The sequence below is a fragment of the Nodularia sp. LEGE 04288 genome (assembly GCF_963896525.1).
Lineage (GTDB): Bacteria > Cyanobacteriota > Cyanobacteriia > Cyanobacteriales > Nostocaceae > Nodularia.
On the sequence record NZ_CAWQOY010000097.1, the window covers coordinates 12,468 to 34,920 of the forward strand.

17 protein-coding genes are annotated in these 22,453 nt (G+C 41.7%); 8 read left to right on the forward strand and 9 right to left on the reverse strand.

Annotated elements, in window-relative coordinates; all coding sequences use genetic code 11:
- Positions 1 to 122: 122 nt before the first annotated feature.
- Positions 123 to 770: a hypothetical protein gene (locus AACX33_RS08895; protein WP_193998103.1), complete on the forward strand. Its 648-nt coding sequence runs from the start codon at positions 123 to 125 to the stop codon at positions 768 to 770.
- A 527-nt stretch (positions 771 to 1,297) separates the two neighbouring features.
- Here the strand turns inward: AACX33_RS08895 and AACX33_RS08900 are convergent.
- The 5 genes from AACX33_RS08900 to AACX33_RS08920 form a co-directional block, all read right to left on the reverse strand.
- Entirely contained in the window at positions 1,298 to 2,233 is a 936-nt protein-coding gene (locus AACX33_RS08900; RefSeq protein WP_193998104.1) for an alpha/beta fold hydrolase, read from the reverse strand.
- A gap of 110 nt (positions 2,234 to 2,343) precedes the next feature.
- Positions 2,344 to 2,736: a DUF4112 domain-containing protein gene (locus tag AACX33_RS08905; protein ID WP_193998105.1), complete on the reverse strand. Its 393-nt coding sequence runs from the start codon at positions 2,734 to 2,736 to the stop codon at positions 2,344 to 2,346.
- A 47-nt stretch (positions 2,737 to 2,783) separates the two neighbouring features.
- Positions 2,784 to 3,692 carry a YihY/virulence factor BrkB family protein gene (locus AACX33_RS08910; RefSeq protein ID WP_193998106.1) on the reverse strand — a complete coding sequence of 303 codons (909 nt, stop codon included), beginning with the start codon at positions 3,690 to 3,692 and terminating at the stop codon, positions 2,784 to 2,786.
- Between the two features lie 82 nt (positions 3,693 to 3,774).
- Complete coding sequence (locus AACX33_RS08915; RefSeq protein ID WP_193998107.1) at positions 3,775 to 5,538, reverse strand: DUF389 domain-containing protein; 1,764 nt, start codon at positions 5,536 to 5,538, stop codon at positions 3,775 to 3,777.
- Positions 5,539 to 5,587: 49 nt separating this feature from the next.
- A complete protein-coding gene (locus AACX33_RS08920; protein ID WP_193998108.1) occupies positions 5,588 to 6,505 on the reverse strand; it encodes a hypothetical protein in 918 nt (305 codons plus the stop codon).
- A 138-nt stretch (positions 6,506 to 6,643) separates the two neighbouring features.
- Between AACX33_RS08920 and AACX33_RS08925 the strand changes: the two genes are divergently transcribed.
- From AACX33_RS08925 to AACX33_RS08935, 3 genes are all read left to right on the forward strand, one after another.
- Positions 6,644 to 7,558 (forward strand): metallophosphoesterase family protein, encoded by a 915-nt coding sequence (locus AACX33_RS08925; RefSeq protein WP_193998109.1) that lies wholly within the window; start codon positions 6,644 to 6,646, stop codon positions 7,556 to 7,558.
- Between the two features lie 210 nt (positions 7,559 to 7,768).
- Positions 7,769 to 9,040 carry an AAA family ATPase gene (locus tag AACX33_RS08930; RefSeq protein WP_193998110.1) on the forward strand — a complete coding sequence of 424 codons (1,272 nt, stop codon included), beginning with the start codon at positions 7,769 to 7,771 and terminating at the stop codon, positions 9,038 to 9,040.
- Complete coding sequence (locus AACX33_RS08935; protein WP_193998111.1) at positions 9,037 to 9,687, forward strand: retron system putative HNH endonuclease; 651 nt, start codon at positions 9,037 to 9,039, stop codon at positions 9,685 to 9,687. Before AACX33_RS08930 ends, AACX33_RS08935 begins: the two co-directional genes overlap by 4 nt.
- Positions 9,688 to 9,854: 167 nt before the next feature.
- Here AACX33_RS08935 and pcrA read toward each other — a convergent pair whose 3' ends face one another.
- The 4 genes from pcrA to AACX33_RS08955 all read right to left on the reverse strand — a co-directional run bounded on the left by pcrA (position 9,855) and on the right by AACX33_RS08955 (position 17,613).
- Entirely contained in the window at positions 9,855 to 12,179 is a 2,325-nt protein-coding gene (pcrA, locus tag AACX33_RS08940) for a DNA helicase PcrA (protein WP_193998112.1), read from the reverse strand.
- A 239-nt stretch (positions 12,180 to 12,418) separates the two neighbouring features.
- A complete protein-coding gene (locus tag AACX33_RS08945; protein WP_193998113.1) occupies positions 12,419 to 14,143 on the reverse strand; it encodes a sensor histidine kinase in 1,725 nt (574 codons plus the stop codon).
- Positions 14,144 to 14,887: 744 nt separating this feature from the next.
- Positions 14,888 to 16,150: a methionine adenosyltransferase gene (gene metK / locus AACX33_RS08950; RefSeq protein ID WP_193998114.1), complete on the reverse strand. Its 1,263-nt coding sequence runs from the start codon at positions 16,148 to 16,150 to the stop codon at positions 14,888 to 14,890.
- 458 nt (positions 16,151 to 16,608) lie between these two features.
- Positions 16,609 to 17,613, reverse strand: coding sequence for a phosphoribulokinase (locus AACX33_RS08955; protein WP_193998115.1), 1,005 nt, complete (start codon positions 17,611 to 17,613; stop codon positions 16,609 to 16,611).
- Positions 17,614 to 18,858: 1,245 nt separating this feature from the next.
- Here AACX33_RS08955 and petH point away from each other — a divergent pair.
- The 4 genes from petH to AACX33_RS08975 all read left to right on the forward strand — a co-directional run bounded on the left by petH (position 18,859) and on the right by AACX33_RS08975 (position 22,285).
- Positions 18,859 to 20,202, forward strand: a complete 1,344-nt coding sequence (gene petH / locus AACX33_RS08960; protein WP_193998116.1) for a ferredoxin--NADP reductase — start codon at positions 18,859 to 18,861, stop codon at positions 20,200 to 20,202.
- A gap of 259 nt (positions 20,203 to 20,461) precedes the next feature.
- Positions 20,462 to 21,748, forward strand: a complete 1,287-nt coding sequence (locus AACX33_RS08965; protein ID WP_193998117.1) for a homoserine dehydrogenase — start codon at positions 20,462 to 20,464, stop codon at positions 21,746 to 21,748.
- A gap of 237 nt (positions 21,749 to 21,985) precedes the next feature.
- A complete protein-coding gene (locus tag AACX33_RS08970; RefSeq protein ID WP_227788989.1) occupies positions 21,986 to 22,141 on the forward strand; it encodes a hypothetical protein in 156 nt (51 codons plus the stop codon).
- On the forward strand, positions 22,142 to 22,285 hold the full coding sequence (locus AACX33_RS08975) for a hypothetical protein (RefSeq protein WP_193998118.1): 144 nt from the start codon (positions 22,142 to 22,144) through the stop codon (positions 22,283 to 22,285). It begins immediately after the preceding gene.
- Positions 22,286 to 22,453 lie beyond the last annotated feature (168 nt).

Genomic DNA, 22,453 nt, shown 5'->3' on the forward strand with positions numbered 1-22,453 from the left:
CGGGATTTGGTAGCCTATATTTCCAAAAAAAAGCTACTAAATTCCTCGATCCGGCTACGGATACCTGATGCTGACTCCTCCAGTACAATCATTTACTAGAGGGGATCAATCTGAAAGTCATCATGGAACATATTCAGAGCGTACAAGTTAAGCCAAAGCCAGTCAGAAGGCAAATCAAGAATAAATCGGGATTAGTCGGTAGTTCTAACATTTTTCTCTATGTGCTGACACGTCATCCAGGGTTATTATTCGCTGGGTTATTCACAATGCTGCTCGGAACTGCGGCCTTAGCTTTGTATAGCTTGGGTTACGCTGGTAGTGCAGATAACGTAGAACTAGAAGAAATCCCTGCCGTAGTTGCACAACCAATCACAACAACCTCTGAGAAGAGCAATCCTACACCTTTATGGTTGGTATTGGCGATCGCCCTCAGTTGTGCCAGTGGTTGCTTCATAGTTTTTCGGCTAGTCAATGGTCCTCACCAGGGTCAACAAGTCCGGAAACTCATCAAAGTCCGCACCTCAAGACCAAGACCCTTAACCCCAGATTATCGCCCAAGATCCGAACCAACGACTTTAAAGAGTCCGCCAGTTTTTGTCCCAGTGCTACCACGGAAGCCGATGATGCCAAGACGAGGGAAATCACAGTCTCTGGTGACGATTCTACCATCACAACATAGACATCCATTAGATAAAAGGAAAGAAACTTTGGCAGAGTTCATGGATATTCGGAAACAAAATTCTTTGTCTACAATTTTACAGAAATATTGATCTTGAACCTCACTAGTCAGGAGAAGTAAAGATTTACTCAGAGGGTAAAGCCAGGGTATTTGGAGGGAGGTTGAGAGAATATCAAACGCTGAATCAACGAGTCATGAGAAAAATCTCAAAACCTGCCAAAATGGCAACCATCATGAGATTAACTGAGTTAAATTGTAGAAGACAAAAAACAGAACGGATTTTGTTAACGGAGAGCATGAATAAGCAATTTACCGTAATCACTTAATCACAGTTTTAATAATTAGGCTTGGTATTTGTCGCACCAGGAATATTAAATGTGTATGGGCATTGTCAGAGATATACACATTAGCCCCCTAAATAAAGGGCAGCGCCTGTACATATTCCTGGACACTACAGTGGCAAATGCCAGAGTGAGAGATTAAAGGCGCTTGGTATGCCTCCTCTCACTCTTTTTTTTTATAGCTGGGGAGTAGGGAGTAGGGAGTGGGGAGTGGGTTAAAACCCTCTTGGTGTCTAAGTTTGATTATCCGTTTATGTCTTAACCTCCTTGGCTACGGCTATAAAAAATTGGTCTTCTGCAAAAACTCCAAAATAGCTGCATTTACGACCTCAGATGAACCAGCTGAAGCATCATGAAAACAGTTATCTATAATTTTTAATTGAGATAGGGGGATGCGTTGATGTAACTTTTCCCCATGACTGGCGGGGAACCAACTATCTTGATCTCCCCACATAATTAGTGTGGGACACTTAATAGCACCGAGATTATTTTGAATTTTACTGAGCATATTAGGTTTATTGACTTGCCAATTCTCTATTTCCTGGGCGGCTATTTGTAACTCTTCAGCGACTTTGACAATAGTCCCAGGTAGCTCAATAAATGGATAAGTTATCCAATAGACATCTTCGGGTGTCAGAATTGATGGGTCAAACAGGACTCTACGCCTTTCTATGCCCATAATTTCTCTGACTAGAGGTGCAAATAGATATGCTAAACGCCAAGAATCAATTGTGTGTAAGATTTCCAGGGGAGTTTTAGCCAGTATCCACATTGCCCAATGGGGTAAGCTTTCGGTGAAAACCGGGACATTTATCACTATTAAACGCGCTATTAATTGGGGATTTTGTTCAGCTAAACCCAGGGCTACTAACCCCCCTAAAGATTCGGCGACAATGATAGCAGGTTGATCACATAATAGTTGAAGAATGCGTTCTAATTCAATAACTTGATGCCCATTTTGTTCTCTACGTAACTCAGCTTTTTCCGAAAACCCATAGCCTTTGGCATCAAAGCAAATTACCCGAAAATATTGAGATAATGGAGCGATGTTGTGCCGCCAATTGTAGCTCCAGCTACCTATCCCATGTAATAAAACTAAGGGTTTACCTGTGCCGATTTCACCATAAGCAATTTCTACAGGATAACCCTGGGCATCAGTAATAATTAGACTTTGCCTTCCTTGAGGAAACGTAGCCTGCCACCAATCTTTCATTCCTTTGTTCGTAACTTGTTTAAGGCATTCTAATTAGTATCACGAGAATGCTATTAAGACAATGGCAAGTTAAAATAATTTTGCCAAAACTGTCCAGATAAATTCAGGATCTATAGTTTGTTTCTCAGGGGGAACTGTAAATGTTCTTCTAATAGTTTGATATTATACTCATTGGCTGTCCAAACGAAATCAAATAAGTCTCCGATGACTGGGACACTGCCTACCAAGCCATCAATGACCACATTCAAGACCATTTTGCGTAAAGTGGCTTGAGGTACACCTAGTCTAGCGGCTTCTATCACAATGTAGCTAGCTAGGATAATTCCCAAAACATCGCCACCAATAGGTATAAATCCGATTAGCGGATCTATACCAATGCGAATCGGTGTTCCGGGAACAGTCACAACTTTATCGAGGATGCGACTAAGCTGACGCAGGCGTTTAAATGTCTGTACTTGAGCGTCAGAATGAATATAGGAAACCCGTTGATAAGAATCAGGCATGAAGGCGATCGCTGATTTGAGGTAATATGAAATACCTTACCAATGTATTAATTTTCTGATTGGTTGTCCAATAAATTTGAATTTGATTTGGACTGCATCTGTTCACCGACAGTCACATTCAATTGGTCGCCGATGAGCATCACCGCCGAACTCATCCACAGCCACAGCATTAAAACTATCACAGCACCAACAGCACCATAAACTTTGTTATAGTTGCCGTAATTCGCGACATAAGTCCGAAATAAGGCCGACAAAATTGCCCAAAAAACAGCTGCTGATATAGCACCTGGCATCATTGGTGTACCTGATTTCCAGACGCTGGGACCATAGCGATAGACAAAGCTAAAGGCAGTGGCAATTATACCCAGTGCCAAAGGCCAGCGTAACAGTTGCCAAAGATGCAGTACGAAAATTAAAGAACTACTTTCATTTACTACCCTTTCTAAGAGTAAGTCGCTGATAAACACGAGGAAAGACGCGAAGACAAACAATAAGATCGTCGCGATTGTTAATCCTAGTGAGACAAGTTTGGCTTTCCAAAAAGGGCGCTGTTCTTCCGAGGGAATTTGATGAATTTGATCGAAGGCAGCCATTGCAGTACTTATGGCCCCGGAAGCAGTCCAAATTGCGAGCAAAAAGCTGAGAGAAAACAACCCACCGTTTCTGGATTGAGTAATTTCTCTAGTGGTAAAATCACGGACTAAATCTAGGACTTCTTTGGGTGCGACTTGACTCAGTTGAGCTGCAAGACCTTTAAAGGTCTCTTGCAAGGATTCTTCAAATAAGCCGATAGCTGTTAGCAGGGCGAGAATCGCCGGAAACAACGATAACATGGCATTGAAGGCAATTTCCGAGCCAAATCCTAACAGTCGCCTTTCGCTTGTCCTAGCAAAAGTCTTTTTAAGGGTGCGCCCATTGAGGTGGCGAAAGAAACTGATAAAACGAGTCTTAGGCATAACTAAAATTACGGCTTATTCATCAATTTAAACGGAAAAAATCAGTTTTAACCGAGGTTTTGGCTGTTCTTTCTGGATGGAATTAGGGCGATTTGGGCAGAGTTGTTAATGGTGGATTTATCCGTGATTCTACCGTAAATTTGAGAACTGCACTACGTTGAGATTCTGTTCCTGTTTGCCAATTGATGCGATCATCGCTACTAATTTGCCACCGTGATTCCAGATATTCTGTAATGGCTTGCTCTCGCGCTGGGACAATTTCTGCTAACTCCTCTGCTTCCTGGTTGACGATCATTTCTAGATTTAAACTGGGCTGTTGCTGTAAAATTTGGCCAACACGGTCTAATAACTGAGTATCATCTGAGCTAATCTCTGATTGCTCATTTTCAAAGGATATAGCTCCGATATCCCTGGCTATTCTTTGCATACTCACCTGGGCAGACTCGTAATTTAGCCGACTTCTGATACTATCGGCGACTAAAATTTGAGCATCTCTATCAATATCGCGTTCACTCAGATAGACTACCCGGATGCTTAAGGGTGCAACTGGACTAGTGACTAATTCGTAATTAAGCATCTGTGCTGGCGGAGGAAGTCTCAGATTACGCAGGGCTGATTGGACTTCTTGGACAAAAGTGGATTGTAATTGCGCGATCGTTAAAACTGGTTCAGGAGGTTGTTCTTTAGGTTCTGGGCGCAAAAGTTCGTTTGACGCAGTAGGAATTTCCACCAGCTTCAGTGCTAATAGTTCTGGAGGTCTTCCCAAACGGGCGGCTAGCTGTTGAACATAGATATCCTGTTCATCTGATGAATATTGCTGACTCGTAAACACCTGAAGTTGAATTGTCAGTTTGTCATTTTGTTCTGATGTGGAGATATTGCTGATGAAAGAACGGGCTTCACCATTGGGAAAAGTAGCAAAATTTTTCTGCCACACATCCCTGATCGAACTTCGGTTACGATTATCCTGTTGCTGGAGAGCAATTTCTCGTCCCAGTTGACTCAGAGAGCGATTGAGAGGGAAAATAATCGCGCCAATGGTAATAAAAATTAATAATAATCTACCAGGCAGCGAGCCTATTTTGCCCAATTTGCCATAAGCAGGTAGTTTTTCCAACCAACTCTGAACCCAGACACTTTCAGGATGTGTGTGCCGCCATTCCCTAACTTTTTCTCTCACCTGATCATTATCAATATGCAGTCCGAGAAATACCAGCATGGCGGTAAAGGTAATGGCTACCAAGTTGGTAAAAAATAGTAAGCCACCACCACTAGCTACCTGTAATCCTTGGACTCTATTGAGGCTGAGAGCGACCCCGATACCATATCCTACAACGCACAATGGCGGCATCAAAGCAACTGCGATCGCCACACCAGGAATGGAAGTAGCCACGCCTCTGGGTTCTTTACAAATTGCCACTGACCCCACTGCACCAGAAAACAGGGCGATGACTAAATCCAGAATATTAGGTCGAGTCCTAGCTAAAATCTCACTGGTAATTTCCTTAAATGGCAGCAATGACACCAGTAACACAGCAAAGGAAATAGCCACCAGACAACTCAAGAGCAAATTGAGAAGTGCGCGCATCGCTAAGATGACATCACCCGCAGCCAGTGCTAGTCCATTGGCTAAAATTCCTCCCATCAATGGAGAAATCAGCATTGCGCCAATAATCACAGCTGGGCTATTTAGCACTAGCCCCAAGGTAGCAATACCAGCCGCGAACAGAACTTGAATCCAATAGCTAGCATCGTCAAGGCTGAGTGAACTGCATATTTCCAGATAGACTTGCTCTTTGCGAGCTTGACCAACTCCCAAGTTTTTGGCAAACCAGCGTCTAAACATCTCAAAGTCCTCATACAACTCAACTCATGGAATCATAATTTGCAGAAAGTTAGGGTAAAGTTCTCTGCTGTTGAAAAATAATCATCTCATTACCAACAACTGGGTTACGGGCTACCAGCCTGTCTTGGGAGTCGATAATTTCTAGATGAATAAAATCAAGTTCTTGAGAGCGTTGTAATATATCCGCCGCTAGTTGCTTTTGTTCAGATTCTGGGAGAGTGTACCAATCATCATTAATTTTGATAGTCAAATTACTGGTGCGGAAGTTAGCTTGTATTGACTTTATCAGACCAGAGGCAACGCGATCGCCAAAGGCGGGGCTGCGCCCATCGCTAATTTCGGCAACTTGATTTTCAATAGCTGCAATCAAAGATTCTTCTGGTGTCAATTGTATGATGGGCGTTGGTTCCGGCGGAGGTTCCGGCGTAGGCGTTGGTTCCGGTGTAGGTTCCAACGTAGGCGTTGGTTCCGGGATAGGTTCCGGCGTTGGTATTGGTTCCGGTACTGTTAACTCTGGTGGAATAGTTATTGTGGGATTAGGTGCGGGAACTTCCTCAACTGGGGGAACTGTAGCTACTTCAGTCGGCTTCTTCGTAAAAACAGTTGTTGTTGACCAAATTCCCGCCACAGTAATTACCGCTAAAATTCCCGTCAAAACTGTATCTGACAAATTGTTAGACACATTTGATGGTAGAAACAAGCGGACTTGTCGTAAAAATCTATTCCATTGTGTTTCCAGACCTTGCCAAAAACTGGGTGTTTCTTCAGTACCTGGTGGAGGTGAAGTCTCCAGTCTGACTACCGTCGTTTCTAAAATTCCCATCGTCCCTCTGAGAATTTGGATGATTTTCACCTTCCAAATCGGTAGTTGGCGGGACTGATTTACTTGCTCATCAGTCAATTCAGGCTGATTCGCTGCGGGTTTTCGGGAAGAATCAGGTTGTGAATTTTGATTGTCTTGTGACATGGAACTTTTACCAAAAGCAGCGACTCAAAGACAAATAACTGGCATTATTAATGTTGCTGCCTGTTTTGCCTTAATGTATCACTTCATTGCTCATTGCTTCTTCGGCTAAACTGACTAGGTATTGAGTTTGGTAAGTTTATGAACCTGAAACGCCGTCAATTCTTATTTTTAGGTAGTCTTGGCACTTTTGGCACAGGACTTCTAGGCTGGAAGCTAGCTCGTCAAAATAGCCGAATTGCTGATCTTTCAAGTTCAGCAGTCATAGCCGCCACCCCACCCAAAAAGAACTTACTATTGCGTTTTACCTCAGTTGCAGACACAGGAACAGGCGCTAGAGGTCAATATGCTGTAGCTGGGGCGATGAATTATTATCACCAGAAAAATCCGTATGATTTAGTGGTTTTAGCTGGAGACAATATTTATAATGATGGCGAAATTGAAAAAATCGGTGCAGTTTTTGAGCGTCCTTATCAAGAATTATTATCTCAGGGCGTAAAATTTCATGCTTGTTTAGGTAATCACGATATTCGCACCGAAAACGGTAACCCACAAATTAAATATCCTGGCTTTAATATGCAGGGGCGTTATTACACATTTCGCCGTGACGCTGTGCAGTTTTTTGCTTTAGATACTAACCGTAATGCTGATTGGGAAAATCAAGTAGTTTGGTTAGAGCAAGAATTAAGCCGCAGTGACGCACCTTGGAAAGTGGTATTTGGACATGATCCGTTTTATTCATCAGGTCACTATGGAGTTAGTAAAACACTAATTAAACGTTTCACGCCTCTGTTTAAACAGTACAATGTGCAACTTTACATCAATGGTCACGATCACCATTATGAGCGGACTCATGCTATTAATGGCACAACTTATGTAACTACTGGTAGTGGTGCAGGTGTTCGTCCTGTAGGGCGTTCTCAGTGGACACAACATTCTGCTGAAAGGTTAGCTTTTGCTGCCTATGATGTGTATCCAGATAGAATTGAAGTGAATGCTATGGGTACTGATAAACGGGTTTTTGATCAAGGTGTAATTAAATTTCAATCAGCTTAATACTTTACTGAGCGAAGATTACAGCACTTTGCCAGGAAATAAAGTACACATTTTAATATCATAAATATTGTGGGGTGGGCAGCTTTCGACTATGCTCAAGCCAAGTCTTGCCCGCCCTTGTGTACCTTGCTCAGATGAAATGTGCTGGATTTTCAACTTGTAAGGTGGGCAATACCCAGCAAATAAACTGTATTCTGTTAAGTTAAAACTATGAAAGTCAAGCGCCTAAAAATGCAATCCTTCCGTGGAATCGGCGATTTGACGTTGGATTTTAATGGAAATGAACCAACGATACTTATTGGTATTAACGGCGTAGGCAAATCGAGTATTATTGACTGTCTCGCTATTCTTTTGTCACGTTTTACTAGCTCTATTCAACACTCTACGCCTTCAGGAAGACTTTTTACAGAAGAAGATATTACTAATGGACAGAAGGAAACACATAACGAGGTTAACATTTCATTTGATTCTGAAGAAATAACATGGTCTTTGACAAAAGTTAAAAAAGGACGTAATAAAGATACTAGCAGTAACCTATCAGCTATGACAAAGGTTGCTGAAAATATAAAAGAAAACTTACATACATATCATATATTTAATATTCCTATTGTAGTTTATTACTCGACGAATCGTGCAGTTTTAGATATTCCATTAAAGATTCGGACAAAGCATTCATTTGAACAAATAGATGCCTATGAAAATGCCCTGACAGGAAACGCAATTACTGGATTAGGAAGTGAGTTTAGAATTTTCTTTGAATGGTTTAGAAGACAAGAAGATTTAGAGAATGAATTGCGTCTAGAAAATAATGCTGCTTATAGGGATAAGCAATTAGAAGCAGTGAGACAAGCCATATCTTCACTGATTCCAGATTTTTCTAACTTACGGGTACGGCGTTCTCCGTTAAGAATGACTTTACAAAAACAAGATGAAGAACTTATAGTTAATCAGCTATCTGATGGTGAAAAATGCTTGTTAGCAATGGTGGGAGATTTAGCCAGACGTTTGGCAATTGCTAATCCAGGTTTATCAGACCCTCTGCAAGGTAGTGGTATTATTTTAATTGATGAAATTGAACTGCACTTACACCCGAAATGGCAAAGAGGAATTATTCCAGATTTGACAAGAACATTTCCTAATTGTCAATTTATTGTTACTACTCATTCCCCCCAAGTAATTAGTGATGTGAAACCTGAAGGAATTTATATTTTAGAAAAAACAGATAAAGGTGTTATCGCCAAAAAACCACAAAGTTCCTTTGGTAGAGATAGCAATCGGATTTTAGAAGATATCATGGATGTTCCTGAACGTCCGCAGGAAATTAAAGAAAGTCTTTTAAAACTCTTTAGAATGATTGATGCTGGTAACTTGGAAGATGCTAGAAAAGTGCGTCAACAATTAGCGAATGATATTGGTTCAGATGAACCAGAATTTGTCAGAGCAGATGTACTCATCCGACGCAAGGAAATTCTTAATCGATGAAGTACATCAAAAAAAATCAGGAGCCAGAACAGTTTTCCAGTTGGAAAGCTTTAGAAAATGATGATTGGAAACCTAGCTGGGATGATAATTTTCAAGCACCAGAAAAACCTGTCGTACATGATGCTTTGCTAAAAGAACAAGGTTACATCTGTTGTTATTGTGGAATGGCTGTCACTAGAGCAACTAGCCATATAGAACATCTCCAGCCTCGTAGTACTTATCCAGATTTATCACTGGAGTACACAAATCTTATTGCTTCATGTCAAGGAGAAAGTACAGAACCTCCTCCTGTACCAGTACATTGTGGTCATCAGAAAAAATATTGGTATGATGAGCATCTGATGGTATCGCCGTTGAAAATCAACTGTGCTGATTTTTTTCACTACCCTGCTTCTGGTGAAATTTTACCAACAAATGATCCAGAAAAAACTGCTGCTGCTAAAACAACTATTGAGAAGCTTGCACTTAATATTAACAAACTGCAAAATATGCGAAAATTAGCAATTGATGCGGCATTATTAGGTATTGAAGATTTAACTGATGCAGAAATACAGCAACTTGTTAAAGGTTATGATCAAATTGATTCTCACGGGCAATATACTCCATTTTGTGCGGCAATTATCTATTTCCTCAAGAATTATTTTTAATTAAGTTAAGATGTCAGCGATCGCACTATACTAAATCACATCAACTGGACTCAAAAAAACTTTATAATTTTAGAAGCAGTCATGCTGAATATCAAACCTGGACTCTCTGCGACTCTGCGCCTCTGCGTGAAATCAATTCATATCTTAATTCAGCAACGCCAAAAATATTAATCCACTCTTTGCAACTGCGCTATCCTGGGGTCAACAATTTTTTGCCCCAAACTGGCAAATTTAATCGCCACAGACACCTTATTACTTTCACCGAAAACGTGCGTAATTTCACCAATACCAAAGGATTTATGTAAAACGCGATCGCCTACTTGCCAATTGTGGGGTGTATAAGGCTTACCGCCAGCTTTAGCCGCAGTTTTAGTCTGTGTATGACGGCCTTTATTTCGAGTATTTAATAATTCTTCGGGTAATTCGTCGAGAAATTGCGATCGCATCGCCGGTTCACGAGAACCATACAAGCGGCGTTCACGAGCGTGTGATAAATATAACCGTTCTTGAGCGCGAGTAATCCCCACATAACACAGGCGGCGTTCTTCCTCTAAGGACTCTGGGTTACTCAGGGAACGGTTACCGGGAAATAGTCCCTGTTCTAACCCCACCAAAAAGACTACGGGAAACTCCAGACCTTTGGAAGCGTGCAGAGTCATTAAAGATACAGCTTTTTGCCCTTCCTTTAAATTATCCAAATCAGAACTGAGGGCGCTACTTTGTAGGAAAGCTGTCAGGGAAACATCCTCACTTTCTTCTTGAAATTGGAGTACGGCGTTGTAAAGTTCCTGGACGTTTTGAATTCTATCTTCGGCTTCATCTGTGCCTTGATTATGCAAATCTTTAATATAACCAGACTCGTCTAGGACTTCTTGTAAAAGTTCAGAAACTGGAACCGTGGCTGCTTGCTCTTTGCAGTTGTTGAGCATTTTAGCAAAGTTATTCACAGCTTTAGCGGAACGTCCAGCTAAGGTATTAACTGATGTTTCATCACTGAGTATTTCCCACAGGGGTGTCCCCAATTGATAGGAGGCGTTAACTAAGCTTTCAATGGTGGCTTTACCAATACCGCGCCGGGGAGTATTAATGACTCGGAGTAAACTGACTGTATCCGCAGGGTTAGCGATCGCTCTTAAATAAGCTATGACATCTTTAATTTCTTTGCGATCGTAAAACTTCATTCCTCCCACGATTGTATAAGGAATTTGATTCCTCATTAACAATTCTTCAAAAGGTCGTGATTGGGCGTTAGTACGATACAGTATGGCAAAACTACCCCAATCTAACTCAGGATTTTGCTGTTCTAAAGTGCGAATTTGCCCAATGACAAACTCGGCTTCTTCCATTTCATTATCTGCTTTGTGACAATAAATCAGCTCACCCGTTCCCCGCGTAGGCTTGAGGACTTTATCAATGCGTTGAGTGTTATTTTCAATTAACTCATTAGCTGCTTGCAGAATATTCTCACAAGAGCGATAATTTTCCTCTAGCTTCACCATCGAGCGGGTATCATCATCAGCTAAACCATCGCCAAACTCTTGCTGAAATTCCAACAAGATGGTGAAATCAGCCATTCTGAAGCTGTAAATTGACTGATCTGCATCACCCACCACAAAAACTGAGCGATTTTGCCATTCCCATGCACTCTTGCTATCTTCGCCATTAGTCACTAACAGCCGAATCAAATCATACTGAGTACGGTTAGTATCTTGATATTCATCTACAAGGATATGCTTAAACTTGCGATGCCAATAACCTAAAACCTGCTCGTTTTGCTGAAATAATCTGGTAGGCACGAGAATCAGATCATCAAAATCGAGGGCGTTATTTTCTGCTAACTTATCTTGATAAGAATTGTAAACTTGGGCGATGACCCTTCCCCGATAATTCGGCTGTTCGCGCTCAAATTCCTGGGGTGAAAGTCCTTGGTTTTTGGCATTACTGATGGCGTAGCGCACAGAACGAGCATCAAACTTTTTATCATCTAAGTTTAGCTGCTTATTAACAATTTCTTTCATCAGGCTGAGAACATCGGATTCATCAAAAATCGAGAAAGTCCGAGTCCAACTTCTGCCTTTTTCGTCTTGGTATTTGTCGATATCAAACCGCAGAATTCGGGAAAACAAACTGTGAAAAGTGCCACACCACAAGTCTTTGATCGTATTTTTATAGACTTGCGATCGCAATTGCATTTGTTGGTATTCCGTCAACAAATCAAATTTTTGACCATGTTGTTTCATCGCCAAATCTTCAGCAAATAGCTTTTGAATCCGTTCCTTCATCTCCCGTGCGGCTTTGTTCGTGAAGGTAACCGCCAAGATATGCTCAGGATCTACACGGTGTTTAAGAATCAGATTAGCAATACGATAAGTCAGCGCTCGTGTTTTACCCGAACCTGCACCAGCCACAACTAACAACGGGCCGCAGTAATGTTCCACAGCTTGACGTTGGCTGGGGTTAAGATGGCTGAGAAAATCAATAGTTGTTGTCATAGCGGCGTAGGTAGATCATCGACCACTTGCATATTAGCAGAGTACACCTATCGTTGACCTTTTGTAGCGACTGTCTTGATTGTCACGCACCATCTTCGATTCTCGGTGCATTAGGACTAACTTCCATAACACACGCTACCAAATCAGAGCAAATGTAGGTCAGGTTTTTCGATTTGTGTATTGTAAAACATACACCGTAGTTTAGAAACGCGATACATCGAGTTTGAACCCACCCACCATTAATCTTGCATAGTCAGTGGTAAGTGAACAGTGAAAGTAGACCCAACCCCAGGCTGACTTTTGACCAGAACTTCACCACCCATCAGCTGACAAAAGTGGCGGCTAATTGCTAAACCCAACCCAGTCCCACCATATCTTTTTGTGGTTGATGTATCCCCTTGTGTAAAAGGTTGAAATAATTGTTGTTGTTGACTAAGAGACATCCCAATCCCAGTGTCAGTCACGCTGAAAGTAATCACACCAAAAGGAGTCTCTGGTAGTAAGCCTGTGTTTTCGCTCTTGACTGTTAAAATTACCTTGCCATTAGTCGTAAACTTGGCAGCATTGCTGAGTAAATTTAATAACACTTGCCGCATTCGCGTTTGATCTGCGTAGATTGTGCCAAGTTGCTGGTCACAATACACTTCGAGGATATTATTATTTTTGTCGATCGCCGATTTAACTGTCAAAACCACATTATTGATCAGCGTCGCAATTTCAAATGTCTCTGGGTAGAGAGTCATTTTACCCGCTTCAATTTTTGACAAATCGAGAATGTCATTAATCAGTTCCAGCAGGTGTCTACCAGCAGAGTTGATTGTTTCTAAATCAGAAATAAAATCTCCCGATAAATCTAAATCTGTAGCGTCATCTTGCAACAGTTGACTCAAGCCAATCACAGCATTTAATGGCGTGCGTAATTCATGGCTGACATTGGCTAAAAATATGCTTTTGGCTTTACTAGCAGCTTCGGCTAATTCTTTAGCTTGTTCTAGTTCTTTGGTGCGTTCAGATACACGTTCAATCAATCGATTCAGCGATTTGGCTAACAAGCCAATTTCATCTTCAGTGGTGACGGGAGCGCGTAAATCAAAATTAGATTTTCTCGCTACTTGTTCAGCCACTTGAGTTACAATAATCACTGGTTCAGCGATGGCCCGGCTAGTACGCCAAGCCACAATGGCAGCGATCGCCACTGATACCAGCATACTCAGGATCACAATAAATCTCTCAACTTGTTTAGCTTGCTCTACATCTTGTTGCCGATCTTTTTCTTGATTTTCGGCAATTTTCAGGATATTGCTCAATCTTTGCGAAAGTTGCTCTAGCTGCATAGCCGTTTCACCACGCATAATTTTGAGTAACTCCTCTCGTGCAAATGCAGTTTTTTCTGGCTGTACTTGCTGAGGGTCAATTTCCTCTAATACAGTATCTATTTCGTCAAGGTATAATTTTAGATTAATGCCATAATCCTGGAATAAATTTTGTAACCTAGTACCTTCTACGGCTAATCTTTCAGGCTTTTTGTCTATGTATTGGTCAATCTCTTGCTCTAAAGTTTTAGCTGTCTTCACACTGTAAAGAAATTTATTTTTTTTAGTTAGCAATAGTTGTGAATTTTCCAAGACTGCAACTAAATTCGAGCTATGCAATTGCGCCTCTAATACGGTATCTTTATAATTTGTGAGTAGTTCTCTTTGCTCTTGAGCTTGATTGAATTGCCTGATTTCTCTTCCTCTGTAGTAATTGGCGATTACTAACCCAGTAATTGAGCCGAAAAAGCCAATTCCAATAGCTACAAAATAACCATAACCAATTTTTTGATGTATGCGCCAGGAACTGGCTTTGAGTTTCCCGCGCGAAGGAAATTCTATAGTCGGGAGTTCATTTATCGAAGGCTCTTCTGCTGGCACTTTTTTGCTTTCTGAACTGCTGTCAACCGGGATGGGTTTTTGAGTTTGCATTTCTCAAACCTCCTTACCCTCCCATAAATATGACCGCATCAGTCTTGTTTCTACGATCACATTCATTGATGATTAGCATTTAACATGATCTTTGCTGCTGATAAAAAGCTCAAAGAATTGCTGACTAGATAATTCTCACGAGTAGATGAGTATTTAATTGCTTTTGATATGAATGTTTACAAAGATACTTAGTAGAAGCAAAAAATCCCTGAATAGTCAAACTTCGTCACTACTATAGCAAAGACACGATCAATCACGTCTCTATATAAATTAAGAAATAATTAACCACAGATGTAGACACAGAGTCGATGCGGGTTGATTGAAATCATCGTTAACAATTGATAATATCTCTAAACCCCCGACTGAGCGCAGGGTACAAAGATAATTCTGTACCTAGCAGATGCGGAAACGCTATATTTTTAATACTTAGTTAATCGTGACAATATTCTGACCATTGGCTGTATGCTATCTGATCTTAATGTAAGCCTGAGAAATCCACACATCGGCTTTATACAACAATTTCTTTTGATTTCTGACGGCAAGGAAGATCAAAGCTACACAATCGCATAGTTTGGGCTAGGTCAATAGCTATTGTAGCGTTAAATTAGTCTGATTTTCAATTATCTACTTTTTTGAGCATCCTGACTGGGTTGTAGGAGGCAAATATTAGGGGCAAAGAAGATGAGGATTAGCGCCCTCCCTGCCTTTGCCCCTTTTACTTAACTTTTTCCGACTGCTGACACTTTAAGCGATCGCCGCCGAAAGCGACTGTGTTACTAGTTGCTGCAACAATTCCGCCTTATCGGTGCGCTCCCAAGGCAAATCTAAATCATTGCGCCCAAAGTGACCGTAAGCCGCGATGTCCTGATAAAAACGTCCGCCTCGTTCACTTGGTAAGTTACGTAAATTGAAAACATGGATAATCCCAGCTGGACGTAGTTCAAATTGGTCTTTGACTAATTCCAGTAAAGTTTCATCATCCAGTTTCCCAGTCCCAAAGGTTTCCAGAAAAATGCTCACAGGGCGAGCTACACCAATGGCATAACTGAGCTGAACCTCACATTTTTGAGCCAACCCAGCCGCGACAATATTTTTAGCCATATAGCGAGCCGCATAAGCAGCAGAACGGTCTACCTTCGTGGGATCTTTACCGGAAAAAGCGCCGCCGCCATGTCGGGAATAGCCACCGTAGGTATCAACAATAATTTTCCGTCCTGTCAGACCAGAGTCGCCTTGAGGTCCACCAATGACAAATTTGCCAGTGGGGTTGACTAAGAAACGTGTTTCCTGATTTGGCTTAATGTCAATGTCACCAAAAACAGGTTCCACTACTGTTGACCAGAGGTCTTGTTTAATCTTGGCTTGGATTGCTACTTCATCAGTGATTTCTCCGATACTCTCTGTGTGCTGAGTAGAAATCAGAATCGTATCAATACCTACTGGATACCCGTCTTCGTAGGCCACAGTTACTTGTGTTTTGCCGTCGGGACGCAGGTATGGCAATTTACCTGTTTTGCGAACTGTTGCCAGTCGGCGAGCAATGCGATGAGCCAGACTAATGGGTAAGGGCATCAGTTCTGGTGTTTCGTTGCAGGCGAAGCCAAACATTATACCTTGATCACCCGCGCCAATTTTGTCAAATAGTTCATCACTATCTTGCTCGCGTGTCTCTTGGGCGGTATTAACGCCTTGAGCTATGTCGGGTGATTGTTCATCTAAAGCTACCAGAACACTGGCACTGCTGGCAGAAAAGCCATTAACAGCATCAGTGTAGCCAATTTCAGCTATTTTCTGGCGGGCGATGTTGACATAATTCGCATTAGCTTTAGTAGTAATTTCACCAGTAATTAGCACTAAACCAGTATTAACTACTACTTCAGCCGCTACACGACTGCTGGGATCTTCTGTGAGTAAGGCATCGAGAATTGTATCAGAAATCTGATCGCAAATCTTATCTGGATGACCTTCGGTAACTGATTCCGAGGTAAATAAATAGCGTTTAGACAAAGAGGATTCCTCCTTTTCAAAGATTGCTGCTGGCTAAATGTTAATTATTTAGTTCAGTAGCTAATTTATGAAATCATAACAAGATTTACGCATTCAGCAGTGAGTATTTGATTTATTTTTAAAATTTACACATTGAAATTAAGTATTCTATCTATAAAATATAGCGTTTCCCAGTCTGCCGAAGTCAAGATTTATCTGTGTACCCTTGAACAAGCCACAACCTGTCTACATCTGCGTTCATCCTCTGGTATCGGCGGTTAATTCTTTCTGGCTGTATCTCAGCTGGAAATCGCGAGCAGATTTGATGGTTGATATAGCCGTAGCCGTTTCAACGCCCATTTGAAAAAACTTACAGTCCAGCAAATGGTGCAAGATAGGTGATGAACTGAAATATTTTTCTGATCCAAGAAAGGGGGAAACCTAGAAGTACCCCCGAAAGCTGCGATACAAGTAGTTGCTTAAACTTGAACTGCTAGTTTTGCTTCTTTTGCTGTCAAGCGCTCATAGGCGGCGCGCATTTTCAAACCTGTCAGCACTTGGAACAACCCAGTGCCATTATTGGAACCTGGATACTCGCGGTGTTGGAGTAGCAAGTGAGTCATCTCACCTTCATATTTGGTGGATGTCTTACTGAGATGAGTTTCGATATAAATAACTTCATCAAGGTTATCGAATTGACCGTCTATTTCTAATACTGAGACATAGCGACCGTAGTAGACATCAGAACCATAGTATAGTTGCATACCAGGGTATGAACAAGTTAATTTGCGTCCGCAAGGAGTCCAGTTAATTGTCGATCCTTCATCAAACAAATAGGTAGGATCAAAGCCTTCCTTACCTTCACGTTGGAGCATACGTACCCGTAGCACCTTACGTTCTGTATCGTTTTTAATCAGGTTCGTGGGTAGTACCTGAAGCACCACGTCAGCATATTCTCTTTGTGGCTCGATGAATTTTTCAAAATCGGGTTTACGAGAATTGATTTGAGCTAAGACATCTTCATAACGATGTCCTCTTTCTGCCATATCTCGCTGGATTTTCCAGGCAATTTTGACTTCATCACTAATATCGAAGTAGACGCTGAAATCAAGTAGCGATCGCACCCGCTCATCATATAAAGGATGTAGACCTTCCACAACTATAATGTGATTTGGCTCCACGCGTTCTGGTGGATCAATCATGCCGGTTTCGTGGTTATAAATCGGCTTCTCAATCACTTCACCTTCTTTGAGAGCTTTGATTTGCTCATACATCAGGTCAAAATTGTTGGCTCTGGGGTCAAGTGCAGTTATCCCAGTCTCTTTGCGCTGTTTGCGATCGAGGGAATGATAGTCATCTAAGCAGATAACCGTCATGAACTCTTCACCAAATAAATCTATTAAACGACGCAAAAAGGTAGATTTACCGCATCCAGAGTCTCCGGCTACTCCAATCAATACCACCCGTTCCGGCTTAGTTGTCATAAATTTCCTCTAAATACTAAATGTGTCAATCAATATTTTTTCACACAGCAGATTTTTAGACCAGGAGTTTACCCCATTGGTTGATCCTGTGTTTTTGCTACTCAGCAGGGCGATGGAATATTTAGACGGGCATACAACCAAGTCATACTTGTTTTCATCCGACTAATACTTAATTCCTTGCTGGTAAGTATTTAATCCTAGTGGTGTATTTGATTTTAACAGAAGTGGGTATTCTATAACAAGATTTGCTATCAGAAACAATCTCGTGCTTTACCAATCATCACTAATCATTTATTTATGAATTTTAAATGGCTCGTGATCACTACCTCAAAGTGTTGTGTCAAGGACGTATAATGAGTTTTCACCTGGATTCATCAAGTTTATTAGGTATAATTTTGGGGGAGAAAATTTTCCCCTGAGAAAAATTTGCATTGGCGCTATGGCAATGCTCGACACATTCAAAGTCAGAATCTATCTAAAGAATGAGTAGGTGAGACAAGCCGCATAATCAGAGTTGTAGGCGGTAATTTGATCGAAATGCTCAAATTTAACCAGGGACTGATAGAGGTTGACAGATGTTTCACATCAAGTGAAACTGATTGTAGATGCTGATCACTTAGGACTAGAAGCCCAAAACCCTGTCTTTTTCAACTAGAGATTTAGGACTTTCAGGAGATGTTACCGCAAGGTAAGTTTATTTTAATCGTCGTATAAATGGTAAAGTTGATGTGTCAGTACAAGACTTTAACATCTACCGGGGAATTCTCGGAAAGTATACGCCCAAGACTTGAATCGACGATTTGAAAGGAAAGATCACCGGCTCCCAATGGAGAAAAGTGGGTTTCTGGGACATTGTAAAAACCAGATAACAACATTCCGTAAGGTATAGGTTATCAATCTCCTTACATCTAGTAAAGAAAGTGCCAAGCTATAAGTCATGGGATCTTGCCCTTTGGGTGGTTGAAAGCTATCTCCCTGATAGGAGTAGTAGTTCACGAAAAAAAGATTAAATTGACTCATTATTAACATTCTGCCAAAGACTTATCCTTTACCTTAGAAGGTGAACAGGTGTGTTTTTTGCTATCCTTGTATGTCTTTGGTGAGTGAACCTAGCACGGCATTAGCTCATGATGCCGCTTTCCCAGAGCGCCAGTTTTGGTAACCGAAAATCCGATAAACTAAAACTGGTAAAAGGAAAGAATTTTTTTGAGAAACGGTTAAGTAAAAATCGGAGTGTTATAACGAATGTACAATCAAGGTGCTGTTGAGGGTGCTGCCAACATAGAATTAGGTAGCCGCGTCTTCGTTTACGAAGTGGTGGGTCTGCGCCAAAACGAAGAAACTGATCAAACAAACTACCCAATTCGTAAAAGTGGCAGTGTGTTCATCAGAGTACCTTACAACCGCATGAATCAAGAAATGCGACGGATCACTCGCCTTGGCGGCAAAATTGTTAGTATCCAATCTGTAAGTACTCTAGAACAACTTAATGGTCAAGTCTCTCATGAGAGTGCTGAAAGCAAAGAGGAGTCTTTAGTTACATCTGAAACAGCTGCTAACAGTGAGGGAAATGGTAAAGCCACACCTGTGAATGCTAATAGTGAAGTCAAAGGCTTTGCTAAACCACAAGCTGAAGAACAGCTTAAAAAGAAGGACAAAAAAGGCAACACCATGACTCAAGCGAAAGCCAAAAAAGGCGCTGACGTTCCTGTCAATATTTACCGTCCTAATGCTCCATTTGTTGGTAAGTGTATATCTAATGAACCGTTAGTTAAAGAAGACGGTATTGGTATTGTTCAGCACCTCAAGTTCGACCTGTCCGAAGGTGATCTGAAATATGTAGAAGGTCAAAGTATTGGCATTATTCCCCCAGGTGTAGATAAGAACGGCAAGCCTGAAAAACTCAGACTTTATTCCATTGCTTCAACTCGTCATGGCGATGATGTAGATGATAAAACAGTATCGCTGTGCGTTCGTCAGTTAGAGTATAAACACCCAGAAAGTGGCGAAACAGTCTACGGTGTGTGTTCAACTCACTTGACTCAACTTAAACCCGGTGAAGAAGTTAAAATCACTGGGCCTGTGGGTAAGGAAATGTTGTTACCCGAAGATCCAGAAGCCAAAGTAATCATGATGGCAACTGGAACAGGTATTGCTCCGATGCGGGCTTATCTGTGGCGGATGTTTAAGGATTCAGAAAGAGCCGCTAACCCAGAGTACCAGTTTAAAGGATTCTCTTGGCTGATCTTTGGTGTTCCCACAACTCCAAACATCTTATATAAAGAAGAATTGGAAGAAATGCAGGAGAAATATCCTGATAACTTCCGCCTGACTTGTGCTATCAGCCGGGAACAAAAAAATCCCCAAGGTGGCAGAATGTACATCCAAGACCGTGTGGCAGAACACGCTGATGAATTGTGGCAGTTGATTAAGGAAGAAAAAACTCACACTTACATCTGCGGTTTGCGTGGTATGGAAGGTGGTATCGATGAAGCTCTGACTGCTGCTGCTGCTAAGGAAGGAGTAGTTTGGAGTGATTACCAGAAGGAACTCAAAAAAGCTCATCGCTGGCACGTAGAAACTTACTAAGTTAGTCTATAGCTTTAGTCATTAGATGACGGCGATTAACAAAGGATAATCAGTAATAAGTAGGGTGGGTTATTCTTGACTCACCCTAAAATTGTTTTATATGGACAGCTGAGAACAGAATTCTAAGTGCTGGATTTACCCACAGGAAGCAATTTCTGGGGCTTATACCAATAAAGCCGTGATTAACAGGCTAATTAGTATAAATCAGGAAGCACTCAGGATGTTGCTCTCAGCACTCAAAAAATAGGGTGCAAAATTTGTGGGAGTGAAACTAGGAATATTAGGTTTAGGCACTGTCGGCACAGGTACGGTGCAGTTACTGCAAGATGTGGTGGGACGTAACCCGTTATTGCAGGAAGTAGAAATATATCGCGTGGGAGTGCGATCGCTTGCTAAAATTCGGGATCTAGAATTACCTGCGGATGTCTTAACTACAGATTTAGAGTCTATTGTCAATGATCCATCTGTGGATATTGTCGTGGAGTTAATCGGTGGATTGGAACCGGCGCGATCGCTAATTCTCCAAGCTTTAAACAATGGTAAACACGTCGTTACCGCCAATAAAGCTGCGATCGCGCGTTTTGGTGCAGAAATCTTTACAACTGCCAACCAAGCCGGGGTATATGTGATGTTAGAAGCGGCTGTAGGCGGTGGTATCCCAGTGATTCAACCCCTGAAGCAGTCCTTAAGCGTTAATCGTATTCATACTATTACAGGCATCGTTAACGGTACAACCAACTACATCCTCACCAGGATGCAAACCGAAGGTAGTAACTTCAGCGATGTCTTAGCTGATGCTCAAAGATTAGGTTACGCCGAAGCTGACCCCACGGCTGATGTAGACGGTTTAGACGCAGCCGATAAAATTGCCATCCTGGCATCATTAGGCTTTAATGGACGCATCAATTTAGAAGATGTCTATAGTGAAGGCATTCGGCAAGTTAGTAAGACAGATATTACCTACGCCGAAAAATTGGGATTTGTGATTAAATTATTAGCGATCGCTAAACAATACACACCTTCATCTCCCCTCTCTGTCAGAGTTCATCCCACCTTAGTACCTAAAGCCCATCCGTTAGCTAGTATTAACGGTGTTTATAATGCCATTCTTGTAGAAGGAGAACCCATAGGACAGGTAATGTTTTTTGGCCCCGGTGCAGGTGCGGGTGCAACAGCTAGTGCAGTCACCTCAGATATCTTGAATTTAGTTGCTGTCCTCAAAACCAGTACAACTAACCCCAATCCCTTATTAACCTGTGGACACCAAGATTACTGTGAAATTGCCCCCATCGCAGAACTTGTAACGCGATTTTATGCCCGGTTCCTGACCAAAGACCAACCAGGAGTTGTTGGTAAACTAGGTACTTGCTTTGGCAACTATGGCGTGAGTTTAGAGTCAGTAGTCCAAACAGGCTTTCAGGGAGAACTAGCAGAAATTGTGGTTGTCACCCACGATGTGCGAGAAGGCGATTTTCGGCAAGCCTTGGCAGAAATTCAGAACTTAGAAGCGATCGATAGTATTCCCAGTTTACTGCGCGTCTTGTAAATAGGCTCAACAATTCCCAGGAGACAAGGTAGAACAGCATAAAGTGCAGGGTTCAGGGGGAAGACTTTGGGTAAGTGCGACAATCTTCTCCCTCTTTTTCCCAACTTCCCCACATCCCTTTAATTGCGAAATTATACATAAATGCTATGTATTATAAAGAATAGCCTTTACCTCAAGAACATGGAACCTTTAACTACTGCTGCGATCGCCTACGGCGGGGCGTAGCCCATCGCTCAAATGGCAACCTTAAACCTTCCTGGTGGTGGTATTTTTGATGCTTTAATTGCTCAAGCTGCTTTAAAAGCCAAGGTAGATGTCCTCATGACGCTAAATCCAAGTCACTTTACTCGTTTAGGAAATGCGATCGCTGATATTGTTCAAGTCCCTGAGTAAATGCGTAGACGCGTAGCGGTTTGTATTCCTGAGCCAGTGCGATCGCTCTTAGCGGGCGCTCCGCGCCATCGCCTCCGGCGGGGCGTAGCCCATCACAGCAGCGAGAGAGGGATCGCAATATCTAGCCGTATCCATATCGGTTAGGACAGTCTTAATATCTAAAAACCTTGCACAAACTAGGTTTATACTCAGAAATTTGCTACATGACTGAATCACAAAAAAGCGAGAGAGCGATCGCCTCAATTTATCACTGATAAAAAAAGACGCTCAAAGAGCGCCTTAAAATACATAAATTATAGATTTTGTCAACGG